This is a genomic window from Mesorhizobium abyssinicae, assembly GCF_049887195.1.
Classification (GTDB): Bacteria; Pseudomonadota; Alphaproteobacteria; order Rhizobiales; family Rhizobiaceae; genus Mesorhizobium; species Mesorhizobium abyssinicae.
Genome location: NZ_JARAKC010000005.1, coordinates 333,165 through 349,632 on the forward strand (window position 1 = coordinate 333,165; position 16,468 = coordinate 349,632).

Sequence of the window (16,468 nt, forward strand, 5' to 3'; positions counted from 1 at the left end):
ACACGGTTTCATAACAAGGTGGATACACGCAATAATTTTATACGGGCTGACCCAACGTGGCAGCGCCGGTCCAGGACAGGGTGATGTCAGTTGGCTACGCGCAAGCTCGTCACCTTCAACGCTCCGAGCGCAACGAAGCAGAGCGCGCAGACCGGGAACACCAGCCAGTTGAGCATCGCCCAGCCCCAGGCGTTGTAGACCGCGCCGGACATCAGCGAGGCGAAGGCGACGGAGCCGAACAGGACGAAATCATGGAAGCCCTGCACCTTGCTCTTTTCCGACGGGCGGTAGCTGGCGGCGACCATCGAGGTTGCGCCGATGAAGCCGAAATTCCAGCCGAGCCCGAGCAGGATCAGCGCCGTCCAGAACTGCCACAGCGCCAGGCCTGACAAAGCGACCGCGGCGCAGCCGATCAGCAGCACGAGACCGGCGGCGACGATGCGCTCGGCGCCGAAGCGGTGGATCAGCGAGCCGGTGAAGAAGCTTGGCCCGAACATCGCCATCACATGCCAGGAAATGCCAAGCGTGGCATCATCCGTCGACAGGCCGCAGCCGACCATGGCGAGCGGCGCGCCGGTCATGACGAAGCTCATCAGCGCATAGCTGCCGACGACGCAGAACAGCGCCGCGACGAAACGCGGCTGGGTGACGATCTCGGATAGCGGCCTGGCGTCGCTCTCCTCGACCGCGGCGCCGCCGACCGCCTTGGGCGCGATGCGCAGAAACGACAGGATGACGGCGCCGACGGCCGACAGCACCAGGATGGAGGCGAACGAGCCGGCGAACATCACCGGTGCAAAGGATTCGCGGGTGAAGATGACGATCTGCGGCCCGAGAATGGCGGTGACGATGCCGCCCGCCAGCACGAAGGAGATGGCGCGCGCCTTGAATTCGGGCGGCGCGTTGTCGGCGGCGGCGAAACGGAACTGCTGGACGAAAGCGCCGCCCACTCCGATCACCAGCAGGCCGAAGGCGAACAGCCAGAAGCTCGGGTTGAACAGAGCCAGCGTCGCGACAAGCCCGCCGAGCGCGGTGACGATGGTGCCGGTCATGAAGCCGCCGCGCTGGCCGAGCTGGCGGATGATGGCGGCGGCCGGCAGCGCGCCCAGCGCCACGCCGATGTTGAAGCCGGTGACCGGCGCCGTCGCCAGCGATTTGTCGGGCCCAAGCAGGTATTGTCCCGCAAGCGCGCCAAGCGAGATGGCGATGGGTGCGGCCGAGCCGATGATCGCCTGCGCGGCGGCAAGCAGCAGCGCCGTGCGGCGCGCTTCCTTACCGGCCTCGGCAACGACGGCCGCGGCCGTCACGAAGCGTCCTTGCCGCGGCCTTCGCCGCGCACCCGGCGCGACACCCGGTCGAGCACGGCGTTGGTGAGCTTCGGTTCGTCTTCCTCGTAGAAAGCCTTGGCGATGTCGACATATTCCGAGACGATCACCGCCACCGGAACGTCGTCGCGCTTCATCAGCTCGTAGACGCCGGCGCGCAGGATGGCGCGCAGCGTCGAATCCAGCCGCGACAGCGGCCAGTCGTCGGTCAGCGCCTGGCGGATGACCGGATCGATGGTCTTCTGGTTCTCGACGACACCGGTGAGGATGGCGCGGAACCATTGCGCATCGGCCTCGCGATAGAGCGCGCCGTCGACTTCCTTGCCGAGCCGGAACGCTTCGTACTCGGCCGTGATCTCGATCACGCCACTGCCGGCAACGTCCATCTGGTAGAGCGCCTGCACGGCGGCGAGCCGGGCGGCGCCGCGCTTGTTGGCGTGGCGGGCCGTGGGCTGGCCGGGCGACGCGGGCTCGCTCACGATCGCGCTCCCAGCTGCTGTTTGAGGGCGATCATGGTCAGAGCCGCGCGCGCGGCAAAGCCGCCCTTGTCGCCTTCCGAACGTCTGGCGCGCGTCCAGGCCTGGGCGTCGTTCTCGGTGGTCAGGATGCCATTGCCGATGCAGACCGCTTCCTGCACGGAGAGGTCCATGAGCGCGCGGCTCGATTCATTGGCGACAATGTCGAAATGGTAGGTGTCGCCGCGGACGATGGTGCCAAGCGCGACGAAACCGTCATAGGCGGTGCCGCCTTCGGCGGCGCCGTCGAGCGCGAAGGTGATCACTGCCGGGATTTCCAGCGAGCCCGGAACGGTGACCACGTCATAGGTCGCGCCTGCCTCGTCCAGCGCACTCGTAGCGCCTTCGAGCAACGCGTCGGCAAGATCGTCATGGAAGCGCGCCTCGATGATGAGAAGGCGCGCCTTGTCCTTCGGACGGATGAACGCTTTGCCGTGTTGGGATATGCCAGCCATAGATGTCTCCGGGGGTCGCCGGTGACTTAGGCCGAAGCGGCAGCATTCGCAAGCTTTGTCCGATGCTCAGGCCCGGTCTAATTTGCCGGGGTGGCTCAAAGCCCTTCTTTCGCCGCCTCCGCCAGGCGCGCGGCGTAGCGAGCCATGGTGTCGATCTCGAGGTTCACGCGGTCGCCGACCTGGCGTTCGCCCCAGGTGGTGACGGTCAGCGAATGGTGGATCAGCAGCACGTCGAAGCGGGTGCCCTCGACCTTGTTGACGGTGAGCGAGGTGCCGTCGAGCGCGACCGAGCCTTTCGGCGCGATGAATTTCGCGAGCTCGCGCGGCGCTTCGAGCGTGAAGCGCACGGCGTCACCCTCGTCCTTGCGCTCGACAATCTCGGCCGTGCCGTCGACGTGGCCCGATACGATGTGGCCGCCGAGCTCGTCGCCGATCTTCAGCGCCCGTTCCAGATTGATCCTGGTGCCGGACTTCCAGCCCATCGCGGTAGTCAGCCTGAGCGCCTCTTCCCAGGCCTCGACCTCGAACCAGCGGGCGTTGGAGCCGCCTTCCGGCAACGCCGTCACCGTCAGGCAGACGCCGGCGCAGGAGATCGAGGCGCCGATGGCAATTCCTTCCGGGTCATAGGCGGTGTCGATGCGCAGTCCGACCCCTTCCCTGAGCGGCTTCACGGCAGCAACGGTGCCGACATCGGTAACAATTCCGGTGAACATCAGATGTCTCTGTCTTTCAGGCTGACCAAACCGGTTCCCATTTCTTGGGTCATGGTCTTACCCACTCGGCGTAGCTGTCCTCGCCGAAGCGCATCTCGCGCAACTTGCGGAATCCTGCCGGGATATGGTCGGCGTCGATGGGCGATGCAATGCCTTCTTCGCCGATCGCGTCCGGCCCGCCGAACAGCACGATGCGATCGACCAGGTCTTCGTCGAGGAAAGCCTTGGCCACCCTGGCGCCGCCTTCGACCAGCACGCTCGCCATGCCGAGCGCCGCCAGATCCTCGAGCAGCTCAGGCAAGGCCACCTCACCTCCATACGTTTCCGTTCCGATGAAGTGTACGCCCGCGCGTTCGAGCGTGGCGCGCCGCTGCGGATCGGCCTCGAGGCAGGCGGCGAGGTAGAGCGGCACGCGGTCGACGCCGGAGACCAGCTTGGAGGTGTCCGGCAGTCGGATCTGGCGGTCGAGCACGATGCGCGCCGGCGAGCGGTTCTCCAGGCCGGGCAGCCGTACAGTCAGCGCCGGATCGTCCTCAAGCGCCGTGCCGATGCCGATCAGGATGCCGTCGGCTTCGGCGCGCATCAGATAGACTTCGCGGCGCGCGATATCGCCGGTGATCGCGACCTGCCCCTCGCCCTCGACGCCGATCTTTCCGTCGCTGGAAAGCGCAAGTTTCAGAATAATTTCCGGCCGTTTCCTGAGTGATCGAATCATGTAACCGGCCATCTGCTCCGAAGCCTCGTCGGCGAGCACTCTTTCGACAACCTCGATGCCCGCGGAACGCAGGATGGCGTAGCCTTGGCCGGAAACGCGCGGATCGGGGTCGCTGGCCGCGCCGACGACACGCGCAATGCCGGCATTGACCAGCGCGTTGGCGCAAGGCGGCGTGCGGCCGTGGTGGGCGCATGGCTCCAGCGTCACATAGGCGGTGGCGCCGCGCGCGAGTTCGCCCGCCTCGGTCAGCGCTTCGGTCTCGGCATGCGGCCGGCCACCGACCGCGGTGACGCCGGTGCCGACGATCATCGGCCCGGCGCCATCGTCGCGGACGATGATCGTGCCGACGGACGGGTTGGTCGAGGTGCGTCCGGCGTTTTTTCGCGACAGCCGCAGCGCCGCCGCCATGAAACGGCGATCGAGAGCTTCCTGCCCGGCCGGGCTTGGTCGCGGCCCTGCCATGCTCAGCCTGCGTCCTCTTCGCTCTTGTCTTCGTCGCCCTTCAGCTCGCCGAGCAGCTCATGGAAATCCTTGGCCTCGCGGAAATTGCGATAGACCGAGGCGAAGCGGACATAGGCGACGTCGTCGAGCGACTTCAGCGCCTCCATGACCAGTCGGCCGACCTCGCCCGAGGCCACTTCGGTCTCGCCGGAGCTTTCAAGCTGGCGTACGATGCCGGTGACCGCGCGGTCGATGCGCTCGGGATCGACATTGCGCTTGCGCACCGCGATCTCGACCGAGCGCAAGAGCTTGTCGCGGTCGAACGGCACCTTGCGGCCGGATTTCTTGACCACGACGAGGTCGCGGAGTTGGACGCGCTCGAAGGTGGTGAAACGGCCGCCGCAATCGGGGCATACGCGCCGCCTGCGGATCGCCGCGCCATCCTCGGCAGGGCGCGAATCCTTCACCTGCGTATCTTCGGACTGGCAGTAGGGACAGCGCATGGAGAGCCTTCGGTTGGCGATTCTTGGTGAGCGGAAGGCTTAGAGGTTTTTGCCGCGATGGCAAATCACGGACGGCCTTCCGTGCCTCAGAGATAGCGAGGCGCGAGGAAGATTGCCAGCGCCGCCGCCAGCCAGACCGCGATACCGCCGAGAACGGCAAGCCGATAGTCTACCCTCTCGATGAACAGCCAACAGGCGCCGAGGAAGGCGAGATAGGCGGGGATCGTCCTGAAGCCGGCGAGACAGGCCTCGCGAAAGCCGGTCGGGCTGCCCTTGGCGCCGACCGCGAGCAGCGCGATGACCGCGAAGGTCGGCGCCAGCGGCAGGATGCCGGGCAGGACGTTGCCGCGCTTCGAGGCCCAGACGATCAGCGCCGTGACGAGGCCGCCGACGACACCTTTCCAGAGAATGTCCATGGCGCGGCTCCTTGCTGCCTGTCAGGGCGCGACGTCGGTGGTCGGGAAGCCGCAGGACGCGCCAAGGCTGCGGTAGGCCTTGGTGAAGCCGTCCATCGATATGCTGGCAACCGGCTTGTTGGCGAAGACGACATCGATCGCGGCCGCGCGCCGCATGGCCCGCAGCAGGGCAAGCGCGACGTCCTTCTTGTTGTCCAGCATCCACTGGTCGCCGATATCGGCGCTGACGGTCGCCTTGACCTTGCCCTTGTCGTCGCCAAACACGGCGGGAATGCTCTCGCCGGCCGGCAGATCCTTGTTCCGTAGCGCGATGACGAGGCTCGGATAGCCGTCGGGCGGCAATGCGTCGCCGTTCGAGATGGCAAGCGTCAGCGTGCCGCCGGTGCCGTTCTGGTCGAGGAACGCCGTCGAGGCGGCGCAGGTTCTGCGCACGTCCTCACCGGTGTTGACTTCATCGATGATGGTGGACCACCTGCCGAAGGTCTCGGTCTTGGGAGATGCAGGCGGGGGCGACGCAGGCGCAGGCGATGCGGCCGGCGCCGTCTGTGCCTTCGGCGCCGTCGTCGTGGTCTGCGCCTGGGCGGCGCCGGTCAACGGCGAGGCCGCCAGAAGCGCCGCGAGAGCGCCGAGACATAGAAATCGCATCATCAACAAGGCTCCTGTCCGGATCGCCGCTCCATCCGGAGCGGCGCTTCCCGTCGTGGCCAATAAGAATGACGCGAGGCTTCAGGTCAACCGAGATAGGGATAGAGCGGGAAGCGATCGGTGAGCGCCACGACCTTGGCCTTCACCGCCGCCTCGACGGCCGCGTTGCCCTCGTCGGAGTTCGCCACCTTCAAGCCGTCCAGCACCTCGGCGATCAGCTTGCCGATCTCGCGGAACTCGGCCTGGCCGAAGCCGCGCGTCGTGCCGGCCGGCGTGCCGAGGCGCACACCTGAGGTGACGAAGGGCTTTTCCGGATCGAAGGGGATGCCGTTCTTGTTGCAGGTGATGTTGGCGCGGCCGAGTGCCGCCTCGGCGCGCTTGCCGGTGGCGTTCTTGGGGCGCAGATCGACCAGCATCAGGTGGTTATCGGTGCCGCCGGAGACGATGTCGAGGCCCGTCTCCTTCAGGCTCGATGCCAGCGCCTTGGCGTTGGCGGCGACGCTCTCGGCATAGAGCTTGAAGCTCGGCTTCAGCGCCTCGCCCAGCGCCACCGCCTTGGCGGCGATGACGTGCATCAGCGGACCGCCCTGCAGGCCCGGGAAGACGGCCGAATTCATCTTCTTGGCGATGTCTTCGTCATTGCACAGGATCAGGCCGCCACGCGGGCCGCGCAGCGACTTGTGCGTGGTCGTCGTCACGACATGGGCGTGCGGCAACGGCGACGGATGCACGCCGCCGGCGACGAGGCCGGCGATGTGGGCCATGTCGACCATCAGATAGGCGCCCACCGCATCGGCGATCTCGCGGAAACGCTTCCAGTCCCAGATGCGGGAATAGGCGGTGCCGCCTGCCAGGATCAACTTCGGCTTGGTCTCATGCGCGGTCTTCTCGATCGCGTCCATGTCGAGCAGATGGTCGTCCTTGCGCACGCCGTAGGAGACCACCTTGAACCACTTGCCGCTCATGTTGACCGGCGAGCCGTGGGTGAGATGGCCGCCGGAATTGAGGTCGAGGCCCATGAAGGTGTCGCCGGGCTGCAGCAGCGCCAGGAATACGGCCTGGTTCATCTGGCTGCCGGAATTCGGCTGGACGTTGGCGAAGTTGCAGCCGAACAGCTTTTTCGCGCGTTCGATGGCCAGTTCCTCGGCCACGTCGACGAACTGGCAGCCGCCATAGTAGCGCTTGCCTGGATAGCCCTCGGCATATTTGTTGGTCATGATCGAGCCCTGCGCTTCCAGGACAGCGCGCGAGACGATGTTTTCGGAAGCGATCAGCTCAATCTCATGGCGCTGGCGGCCGAGCTCGTTGCGGATGGCGCCGAAAATCTCCGGATCGGCGTCGGCCAGCGTGGTCTCGAAGAAGGATTCGAATTTGTTCGACGCTGCCGCTGCTGTTGCCATGCCTGAAATCCTCCGGTTCGGGGCAATTTGTTCATGCATATCGTTGCCCCAAAACCGCTGCGCACTCTTGGGCGACATGCATTGCCGCGCCATTAACACAGTTGTTTTCGCCTCGCCACGTTTGCGCCGCGAAATTTGCTGGCCGGTTTGCGTCAACGCCAGCGGCGCGAGGTCTATTTCCGCTCCCGCCGGCTTTTCAGCAGGGCTTCGGTGAGCGTGATCTCGGCAAGCAGCGCCCGCATCGTATGGTCGTTGATCTCGCGGCTGCGGAACATGGCGCGCACGGCGCCCCGCTCGGCCTCGATGCCGGCGTGCCTGAGTTCCAGCTCCAGGCGCCCCGCCTCGCGGGCCTCGGCGCGCGCCTCGTCGGCCTCGTCGGAGGCGGCTATGCGGCGGCGGTAGCCGGCGACGATGCTGTCGGCCACCGCGAGCCTGGCTTCGGCGGCCTCGCCCTCGCCTCCTTCGTTGGCGATGCTCTCGATCCTGGCGATCGCCGCGTTGGCGGCGCCGACACGCGCCCGGCGCTCTTCGGCCGCGCTTGGATCCTCGCCCGGCTCGACCAGCCCGCGCGCGATCTTCGGCAAGGCAAGGCTGGCGATCGTCAGCGAACAGATGATGACGCCGGCGGCGAGGAAGATGACGACGTCGCGTGACGGAAAGGGCGAGCCGTCGGCCAAGGTGAGCGGCAGCGACAGGATGCCGGCCAGCGTGATGGCGCCGCGCACGCCGGCGACCGAACCGGCGAGCCGCACGCGCAACCCGAACGGCTCGGCCTTGTGCTTGCCGAACCGCGCCGCCACGCGCTGCGCGATGTCACCGACCCAGATCCACAGGAAGCGCAGGCCGATCAGGCAGAGCGTCAGGATCAGCACCGTCGCCGCGGGCTCGATCAGCCAATGCCGGCTGGAAAGCTCCGGCGGCACGTTGCGGATAATGTCGGGAAGCTGCAGGCCAAGCAGGATGAACAGCGCGCCGTTGAAGGTGAAGGACAGCGTCGTCCACAGCGACATGGTCTGCATGCGCGCCGAGATGCCGAGATAGCGGAAGATGCCGGAGCCGCCGGTGAGCAGGCCCGCGGTGACCGCTGCAAGGATGCCCGAGGCCTCGACGTGCTCGGCGATGAGATAGGCGATGAACGGCATCAGGATCATCACCAACACCTGCGCCTCGGACGGCACGCCACCGATGCGGTTGAGCAACTGCAGCGTCTTGGCGGCGACGATCAGCGCCGCCACGCCGGCCAGGATGCCGGCGGCGACCGCATAGAGGAACGTCAGCGACGCAGCGGCCAAAGAGAAGCTGCCGGTCAGCGCCGCCGCGACGGCGAAGCGGAACATGACGAGGCCGGACGCATCGTTGAGCAGCGATTCGCCCTCCAGTATGTGCATCAGCCGCGCCGGAACCACGTTCCTGTCGACGATCGAGGACACGGCGACCGCATCGGTCGGCGACAGCACGGCGGCGAGCGCGAAGGCGACGACCAGCGGGATGCTCGGCACCAGCCAGTGCAAGGCGTAGCCGAAGCCGACGATGGTGAAGAAGACCAGCCCGATGGCGAGGTCGAGGATCGGCCCGCGCAGCGCCAGAAGCTCGCGCTTGGGCGCGGCGACGGCATCGCCGAACAGGAGCGGCGGGATGAACACCAGGAGGAACAGCTCCGGGTCAATCTCGACATGCAGGCCGCGCGCCGGCCAGGCAAGGGCCGCGCCTATGGCGATCTGCAGCACCGGCAACGGAACGCGCACGAGCCGGACCAGGGCGCCCGAAAGCGCGACGAACACGAGCACGACCAGGATGAAGACGGCGACATGCATGGTGGCGATTCCGAATATTGCCCGACCATGCGCAAGGCAGGTCGTGCCGTCCAGTCGCGACGAAGGCCAACTGACGGAAGGTGGAAAGCAAAAAGGCCGCCTATCGGCGGCCTTTTCAATAAAGATTCCAGTCGCTTAGAGCGAAGACGTGATCTGCAGCTCTTCGTTGCCGTCAAGGCCGTAGATGTCGTCGCGGAATTGCACGACGCCGGGGCCCGTCGACCATGCCGAAAGATAGAGGAAGTGGACCGGCACCGGGTTGGTCACCTGAACCGGGGTGTTTTCGCCGGTCTTGATCGTCGCCTCGAAATGCTGGCGGTCCCAACCGGGCGTGTCGCGCAGGATCCAGGTGACGAGGTCACGCACGTTCTGGACGCGCACGCAGCCCGAGGAGTCGAAGCGCATCAGCTTGCCGAACAGGCTCTGCTGCGGCGTGTCGTGCATGTAGACGCCATCCGGGCTGGGGAAGTTGATCTTGACCGAGGCCATGGCGTTGCCGGCGCCCGGATCCTGGCGGAAGCGGTACTTCTCGGCATCATCCGTCGACCAGTCGACCGTCATCGGGTCGACCTCGCTGCCATCCGGCGCGAACAGGCGGATGTGGCTGTCCTTGAGATAGTTGGGATCCTTGCGCATCAGCGGAATGATATCCTTGCGCACGATCGAGACCGGGGCATTCCAGTAGGGATTGACGATGATCTCGTTGATCTTGGAATTCACGATCGGGGTCTGGCGGTCGATCTTGCCGACGATCGCGGTGTGGCGCAGCACGACGCGGTCGTTCTCGACTGCCTCGATCTGGGCCGCCGGAATGTCGACCAGCACGTAACGGTTGCCCAGCGTGCCTGCCTTTTCGCGCAAACGCTGCAGATTGGTCTGCAACTGGCCAAGCCGGATCTGCGCCGAAACATTCATCGCCGTGTAGGTGTATTTGCCCATGGCGCCGTCGGCCGGCAGGCCGTGGCGAAGCTGGAAGCGCTTGACGGCGGCGTCGACGTAGGAATCGAACGAGGTCGAGATGCCAGCGCTCTGAGACAGATCGCCCGAGATCATCAGCCGTTTGCGCAGCGGCACCACATCGGGATCGTCGACGCCGAGCTGCAGCTTCTTGGTCGCGGGCACCTGCTCCCAGCCGCCCTGGCCGGCGATGGTCTGGTACTGAGCCACCGCCTGCTCGGTGAAGGCGACGGTCTGCAGGCTGAAAATCGGCAGCGTCGAGGCCACCTTGCCGCCCTCGCTGGCGCGGGCGTCGAACTGGTCGTCCCAATTGCCGCGGGCCGATGATTTCAGGATATCCCCGATCACGTCCTGCGCGCTGGCGCTGTTGGCAACCATGGCTGCGGCAAGCGCGGAAGCTCCGGAAAGGAAGAAACGGCGGCTGGTTCTCATGGACGTTCCAGACATTCTCTAAGCATCTGATCAACGGGCGATCTCGCCCGCACTCTAGGGTTGGCAATCTTAACAATTAGCCAACCATGACCGCATCGCTTCGGCGTGAAACGCGTGGCGCGACGCAACTTCAAGGTGAAGGCAGGCCTGTGGCCGCACCATCACCCGTATTCTCGCTTTCACCGGGATTATGGCGGCAATTTGGCCTTGGCGCGCGATTTGCGTCAGGCGACGCGATGAAAGGAAAGCGGCGGTGCTTTTCGGCACCGGTGAGCATTCGTCCTCGCCTCCGCAGTCGCGTCCCCACTCAGTGCGCAGTCTCGACCTTCGGATCCGGACCTGGCTGCGCCTTCAATTCCGAACATCGCTGCAACACCTCTTGCCGGGGATAACGCATGACCTTGTTGTCCTCCAGCTTGAGCAACAGCTCGCGTCTCTTTTCCGTGGTCTCACCGTCCGAACAGGTCATGTCCAGAATGATCGCGTCGAGGCCGCCGATCTTCTGCACCTTCTCCAGCGAGCAGCCGACCTCCCACATCTCGACCGCCTTGTCGGTGAATGTCACGATCGTATCGTTGTTGTCGCACGGGGCGCTGCCTTCGGCGGCGAAAGAATCCTTCCACCACTCCTCGGCGGAGGCCGCGGTCGTAATCAACAGAAGCACCGCGGCGCCCCAGAAGATCCTTGAACGGTTTTTCAGGTTCATGCTCGCTCCCTCGCCAGGACGCGACATTAGGCAGTGCCGCGGCGAAAGCAAACAACAGCGTAGACACCCTGCCGATGGGCGCGGCGCTTCCGAAATATCCCCTTGCATCGCGAAAAGGAAAAGGGACCGGCGCCTTTCGACCCCGGTCCCCGACTGTTTCCCCTGCCCGCGCTTCCGCGGCGCGGTCCCTCGGCGTGGATGCGGCTTACATCCGGTAGGCGATGGTGTCGTTCCAGAAGCGGTCGAGGCGCTGCAGGGCGCGGTTCATCTGCTTGAACTCGTCGGTGTTGATGCCGCCGACCTGCTCGATCGAGCCGACATGGCGCTCATAGAGACCGGCGACCACTTCTGCCACCTCGTTGCCCTTCGGCGTCAGCGAGACGCGGACCGAACGGCGGTCGATGCGCGAGCGCTGGTGGTTGATGAAGCCGAGGTCGACCAGCTTCTTGAGATTGTAGGAGACATTCGAGCCGAGATAGTAGCCGCGCGAGCGCAGTTCGCCGGCGGTCAGCTCCGAATTGCCGATGTTGAAGAGCAGCAGCGCCTGGATGGCGTTGATGTCGGAACGGCCGTTGCGGTCGAACTCGTCCTTGATCACGTCAAGCAGACGGCGGTGCAGACGCTCAACCAGCTGCAGCGATTCCATGTAAAGCGAACGGATCGCCTCGCGGCGGTCGTCGGATACGGTGGCGGTCTTCGCCGCCGGACGCGAATTGATCATTGTCTTTGCCTCTCGTTTGTCGCCCGGTGATTTTTTTGTTTTTCACCTTGATCGCGACACTATCGAATACTCATAAAATTCGACTTAAACGCCAAGGCTAACAAGAGCTTACCGGTAAGAGGTTTCGAAAGAGGCTTAACGAACGGTCACCCCAGCAAGGATAATTAACCTAAAGATTTAGCCACCGATTCCGAGGTGAATTGCCCGCGCTTCCGGGCTAGCGCTGGGCCTGGCGCTTCTGCAGCCAGATCACCACCCGGAAGGCGACGTAGAGCAGCGCCACCGCGGCATGCGAGGCGATGATCAGCGGGCGGTGGCCGAACAGATCGGGAAAGCCGACATACATCACAATCTCGGTCGCGGCGCAGATGAACCAGATCACCGGCCCCCAGGAGGCCAGCATCCACAGGCCAGCGGCGGCGAAGGGAAAGAAGACGGCGAGCGTCACCGCGGCCACCTGCCAATGCACCGGCATCAGGTCGAAGCGCCAGAGCGGACCGGGATAGAAGCCGATCAGCCGGATCCAGTAGAGGATGCCGAACAGCAGGCAGTAGCCGGCGATGACGCGCTGGAACCAGGCGAAGATGATTTCGGTGGTCGAGGGCTGCAGCACCACGCGCCTGGAGGTCACCTCGCTCACAGGTCGAGCTCCTGCTCGCCGAGCGGCGCGAAATAGGCGTCGACATCGGCGACGCTGACGTCGTCCAGGCCTGCCGGACGCCAGCGCGGCGTCGAGCCCTTGTCGATGATGGCGGCGCGGATGCCTTCGTAGAAGTCGTGGCCGGCGAGCATGCGGTTGAGGATGCGGAACTCCATTTTCATGCACTCGTCCATCGACAGCGTCAGCCCGGCGCTGATCTGGCGCCAGGCGACATGCAGGCTGGTCGGCGAGCGCGTCCTGATTGTCGCCAGGGTCTTTGCGGCGAACTCGTCGGAGGGCGCGCCCCGATCGAGGCTGGCGATGATATCGGAAAAAGAGGGTTGGGCGAAATGGCGCGCGATCGCTTCCAGCACCGGCCGGTCGGTCTCGCGCCTGGCCGGGACGAAAAACCCGCGCAGCACCGATTCCGGATCGCCGGTGGCGCAGAGCCGGTCGAGGAAGGCGGCCTGGTCCTCGGCCTTGATGGTGTGGGTGGCCAGTCCCGACCAGAGCGCGTCGCCGTGGCGGATGCGGCTGCCGGTCAGCGCCAGGTACATGCCGAAGCTGCCGCCGAGATCCGGCAGCAGATGGCTCCCGCCGACATCGGGGAAGAAGCCGATGCCGACCTCCGGCATGGCGAACTGGGCATTTTCGGTCAGCACGCGCTGCGAGCCGTGGAAGGAGATGCCGACGCCGCCACCCATGACGATGCCGTTGATCAGCGCGACGTAGGGTTTCTTGAATCGCTTGATGCGGGCGTTGAGGCGGTATTCGTCGGCGAAGAAATCGACCGGCGGCTGCCCGGCGCGGCCGGCCTCGTAGACGTGCAGGATGTCGCCGCCGGCGCAGAATGCCCTGCCCTCGGCCTTGACGACCACCACATCGACGCCGTCGTCACGCTCCCAGGCATCGAGCGCCTTGCCAAGCGCCTTGACCATGGTGTGGGTGAGAGCGTTGAGCGCCTGCGGCCGCGTCAGCGTGACGACGCCGGCCCTGCCCAACCGCTCGAAGCGAATTTCGTCGCCTCCGCCAAAATCCATCGTAAGAGAATCCTCCCCCGCGCATGCGGGACTGAAGTGCTAAAGGCTGGCGCACATGTCCGTCAATGGCAGGAGGGGATCGCCTTCGTATTGGCGGCCGCCGGCGGCTGGTGCTACGAAGCGGCAGTCCTCGCGGAGAAGCGGGGAGCAACGGCAGGATCCACAAGCTGCCTGACGGACTTCGGGGGGAGCCATGTCCGCATTTTGGCGTCTCGGCATTGCAATCATCGGCCTGCTCGCCGCGGTGCCGGCGCCGCGTGGCGCCATGGCCGCAACGATCGACGACCTCTATCAGTCGCAGACCATCGTCACCGGCACCGGCGAGATGAACCGACAGATCGGTTTCAAGGATTGCCTGGACCGGGTGCTGGTCAGGGTTTCAGGCGATCAGCGCCTGCCGGGAAAACCGGAGATGGCGGCGCTGCGCGACAAGGCCGGCGATTTCGTCGACAGCTTCCGCTACCACGACCGGCTGGAAGGCATCCCCGTGCATGACGAGCAAGGCACGCATGACCGGCCGCACGACCTCACATGCCTCTACAAGCCCGCCGTGCTGGACAAGGTGCTGGCGCAGCTCGGCAGCAGGCCCTGGCTCGGCGAGCGGCCGCGCCTCGCCATCCTCCTCAGCGCCGAACAGGGCGAACGCCATTTCGTGCTGATGGCCGACGACGGGCGCGGCGAGGCGATGCGCGACTCTTTCGTCAACGCGACGGGGCCGTTGCTGATGCGCATCGCTTTCCCGCCGGCTGAGCTGGTTTCCGGCATGGACGAAAAGGCGCTGCGCGCAGCCGACATTGCGGGGCTCGACCAACTCGCGAAAAAGGCGGGAGCCGATCAGGCGCTCGCCGGCAGCATCGTGTGGAGCGACAAGGACCTGGGGTGGATCGCCGACTGGCGGCTTGGTGATGGCGGCAAGACCTACCGCTGGCAAGTGCGCGGCGTCAGCTTCGACGAGGCGTTCCGTGTCGCTATCCGGGGTGCGGCACAGGTTCTATCGGGCAATGGCCAACCCTGAAGGCTGGCACAATCGTGTCGCATTGGTCTGCGGTGAGTGCCCGTGTTAAAACCCGGCCAAACGAGAGTTTTGGCGATGAACAGATTCACCCCCGCAAAGCCTGCCGGCGCGCGCAGCGTCGATGAGATCACCGGCAGCCGGCGGCTGAGGCGCATGCGCAAGGCCGACTGGTCGCGGCGGCTGGTGCAGGAGAACCGGCTTTCGGTCGACGACCTGATCTGGCCGATCTTCGTCGTCGACGGCAAGCAAGTGCGCGAGCCGATCGCCGCCATGCCCGGCGTGTTCCGCCTGTCGCTCGACCTCGCGGTCAAGGAGGCCGAGCGTGCGGCCAAGCTCGGCATTCCGGCGATCGCCACTTTTCCCTACGTCGAGCTTTCGCTGCGCGACCAGACCGGCTCGCACATCCTCGACCCGGAAAACATCATCAACCGCGCCACCCGCGACATCAAGCATGCGGTGCCGGAGATCGGCATCATCACCGACGCCGCGCTCGATCCGTTCACCAGTCATGGCCATGACGGCATCCTGCGCGACGGCATTATCGTCAATGACGAGACCGTGGAACAGGTGGCGGCGGCAGCCGTCATCCAGGCTGCAGCCGGCGCCGACATCATCGCGCCGTCGGACATGATGGACGGCCGCATCGGCGCAATCCGCGACGCGCTCGACGCCAATGGTTTCCAGGACGTGGCGATCATGTCCTACGCGACAAAGTTCGCCTCCGCCTTCTACGGCCCGTATCGCGAGGCGGTGGGCACGGCCGGCCTGCTCAAGGGCGACAAGAAGACCTACTATCTCGACCACGCCAATTCGGACGAAGCGGTGCGCGAGGCCGAGCAGGACCTCGCCGAAGGCGCCGACATGCTGATGGTCAAGCCCGGCTTGCCCTATCTCGACATCATCCGCCGGCTGAAGGACGAGCTGCAGATGCCGACCTTCGCCTATCAGGTGTCGGGCGAATATTCGATGATCAAGGCGGCCGCCGCCAATGGCTGGATCGACGGCGAGAAGGCGATGCTGGAATCGCTGCTTGCGCTGAAACGCGCCGGCTGCGACGGCATCCTCACCTATTTCGCGCCAGAAGTGGCAGCGATGCTGAAGGCGTAGCCTTCCTCGAACGTTGGCTCGCGGCGGACTGCCGCCTGCAATCGGCTCGATCCTACGGAACAATCTCCGTTTGCTGGCGCGCGATGCTTCGCGCTCGCCTTTGCCGTGCCCGAAAAATCCGCTTGCAATTTGCAATCAGCTTGCTACAAAACAACCGCTTGCAAATTACAACTGGTCATGGAGGAGCCAATCATGTCGAAACTTCGTGTCAATGCTTTCACCCTGTCGCTCGACGGCTTCGGGGCCGGCCCTGACCAGGATCTCGCCAACCCGCTCGGTATCGGCGGCGAGAACCTCCACAAATGGATGATCGGCACCCGCTTTTTTCGCAAGGTTGTGATGGGCCAGGACGGCGGCACCACCGACACCGACGACGCGTTCGCGGCGCGCAGCTTCGAGAATGTCGGCGCCTGGATCCTCGGCCGCAACATGTTCGGGCCGATCCGCGGCGACTGGCAGGACGACAGCTGGAAAGGCTGGTGGGGTGACAACCCGCCCTATCACGTGCCGACTTTCGTGCTCACGCACCACAAACGCGCGCCGATCGAGATGGAAGGTGGGACGACGTTCTATTTCGTCACCGACGGCATCCATTCGGCGCTGGAACAGGCCAGGGAGGCGGCCGCCGGCAAGGATGTGCGCGTCGGCGGCGGCGTTTCGACCGTCCGGCAGTATCTGCAGGAGCGGCTCATCGACGAGATGCACCTGGCGATATCGCCGGTGCTGCTCGGCAAGGGCGAGCATCTTTTCGCCGGCCTGGACATGCCGGGCCTTGGCTACCAGTGCACCGAGCAGGTGGCGACGCCCCTCGCCACGCATGTGGTGATTGAGCGGGCGTGATCTGGAGATTGGCGAAACCGGCGATGCAGCCCTTTCTCCCCGTCACTATACGGGGAGAAATGTCCGGC

The 16,468-nt window shown here is 65.3% G+C and carries 18 protein-coding genes; 3 read left to right on the forward strand and 15 right to left on the reverse strand.

Features of this window, described 5'->3' with window-relative positions; translation table 11 throughout:
* Positions 1-86: 86 nt before the first annotated feature.
* The 15 genes from PU724_RS14585 to PU724_RS14655 form a co-directional block, all read right to left on the reverse strand.
* Positions 87-1,307, reverse strand: coding sequence for an MFS transporter (locus PU724_RS14585; protein ID WP_354421373.1), 1,221 nt, complete (start codon positions 1,305-1,307; stop codon positions 87-89).
* Positions 1,304-1,804, reverse strand: a complete 501-nt coding sequence (nusB, locus tag PU724_RS14590) for a transcription antitermination factor NusB (RefSeq protein ID WP_127287177.1) — start codon at positions 1,802-1,804, stop codon at positions 1,304-1,306. The genes PU724_RS14585 and nusB overlap by 4 nt, the downstream gene beginning before the upstream one ends.
* Entirely contained in the window at positions 1,801-2,295 is a 495-nt protein-coding gene (gene ribH, locus PU724_RS14595; protein ID WP_354421371.1) for a 6,7-dimethyl-8-ribityllumazine synthase, read from the reverse strand. The genes nusB and ribH overlap by 4 nt, the downstream gene beginning before the upstream one ends.
* A 95-nt stretch (positions 2,296-2,390) precedes the next feature.
* Positions 2,391-3,008, reverse strand: coding sequence for a riboflavin synthase (locus PU724_RS14600; RefSeq protein ID WP_127309875.1), 618 nt, complete (start codon positions 3,006-3,008; stop codon positions 2,391-2,393).
* A 49-nt stretch (positions 3,009-3,057) separates the two neighbouring features.
* On the reverse strand, positions 3,058-4,185 hold the full coding sequence (ribD, locus tag PU724_RS14605) for a bifunctional diaminohydroxyphosphoribosylaminopyrimidine deaminase/5-amino-6-(5-phosphoribosylamino)uracil reductase RibD (RefSeq protein WP_354421369.1): 1,128 nt from the start codon (positions 4,183-4,185) through the stop codon (positions 3,058-3,060).
* Positions 4,186-4,187: 2 nt separating this feature from the next.
* Positions 4,188-4,667, reverse strand: coding sequence for a transcriptional regulator NrdR (gene nrdR / locus PU724_RS14610; RefSeq protein WP_010915593.1), 480 nt, complete (start codon positions 4,665-4,667; stop codon positions 4,188-4,190).
* Between the two features lie 86 nt (positions 4,668-4,753).
* A complete protein-coding gene (locus PU724_RS14615; protein WP_354421366.1) occupies positions 4,754-5,083 on the reverse strand; it encodes a GlpM family protein in 330 nt (109 codons plus the stop codon).
* 21 nt (positions 5,084-5,104) lie between these two features.
* Positions 5,105-5,731 carry a hypothetical protein gene (locus PU724_RS14620; RefSeq protein ID WP_354421364.1) on the reverse strand — a complete coding sequence of 209 codons (627 nt, stop codon included), beginning with the start codon at positions 5,729-5,731 and terminating at the stop codon, positions 5,105-5,107.
* A gap of 83 nt (positions 5,732-5,814) precedes the next feature.
* Positions 5,815-7,128, reverse strand: coding sequence for a serine hydroxymethyltransferase (glyA, locus tag PU724_RS14625; protein WP_127285742.1), 1,314 nt, complete (start codon positions 7,126-7,128; stop codon positions 5,815-5,817).
* Positions 7,129-7,301: 173 nt separating this feature from the next.
* Complete coding sequence (locus tag PU724_RS14630; RefSeq protein WP_354421362.1) at positions 7,302-8,942, reverse strand: Na+/H+ antiporter; 1,641 nt, start codon at positions 8,940-8,942, stop codon at positions 7,302-7,304.
* A gap of 135 nt (positions 8,943-9,077) precedes the next feature.
* A complete protein-coding gene (locus tag PU724_RS14635) occupies positions 9,078-10,331 on the reverse strand; it encodes a L,D-transpeptidase family protein (RefSeq protein ID WP_127285744.1) in 1,254 nt (417 codons plus the stop codon).
* A gap of 307 nt (positions 10,332-10,638) precedes the next feature.
* Positions 10,639-11,037, reverse strand: a complete 399-nt coding sequence (locus tag PU724_RS14640; protein WP_354421360.1) for a hypothetical protein — start codon at positions 11,035-11,037, stop codon at positions 10,639-10,641.
* Between the two features lie 205 nt (positions 11,038-11,242).
* Complete coding sequence (gene ldtR / locus PU724_RS14645; protein ID WP_126054949.1) at positions 11,243-11,758, reverse strand: transcriptional regulator LdtR; 516 nt, start codon at positions 11,756-11,758, stop codon at positions 11,243-11,245.
* 217 nt (positions 11,759-11,975) lie between these two features.
* Entirely contained in the window at positions 11,976-12,398 is a 423-nt protein-coding gene (locus PU724_RS14650; protein ID WP_354421358.1) for a DUF6163 family protein, read from the reverse strand.
* Positions 12,395-13,438 carry an enoyl-CoA hydratase/isomerase family protein gene (locus PU724_RS14655; protein ID WP_354421356.1) on the reverse strand — a complete coding sequence of 348 codons (1,044 nt, stop codon included), beginning with the start codon at positions 13,436-13,438 and terminating at the stop codon, positions 12,395-12,397. The genes PU724_RS14650 and PU724_RS14655 overlap by 4 nt, the downstream gene beginning before the upstream one ends.
* Positions 13,439-13,631: 193 nt before the next feature.
* Between PU724_RS14655 and PU724_RS14660 the strand changes: the two genes are divergently transcribed.
* From PU724_RS14660 to PU724_RS14670, 3 genes are all read left to right on the forward strand, one after another.
* The gene (locus tag PU724_RS14660; RefSeq protein ID WP_354421354.1) at positions 13,632-14,453 is read left to right on the forward strand and encodes a DUF2066 domain-containing protein; all 822 of its coding nucleotides are present in this window, start codon (positions 13,632-13,634) and stop codon (positions 14,451-14,453) included.
* A gap of 75 nt (positions 14,454-14,528) precedes the next feature.
* Positions 14,529-15,560 carry a porphobilinogen synthase gene (gene hemB, locus PU724_RS14665; protein WP_354421353.1) on the forward strand — a complete coding sequence of 344 codons (1,032 nt, stop codon included), beginning with the start codon at positions 14,529-14,531 and terminating at the stop codon, positions 15,558-15,560.
* Positions 15,561-15,752: 192 nt separating this feature from the next.
* On the forward strand, positions 15,753-16,400 hold the full coding sequence (locus tag PU724_RS14670; RefSeq protein WP_354421351.1) for a dihydrofolate reductase family protein: 648 nt from the start codon (positions 15,753-15,755) through the stop codon (positions 16,398-16,400).
* Positions 16,401-16,468: the final 68 nt, after the last annotated feature.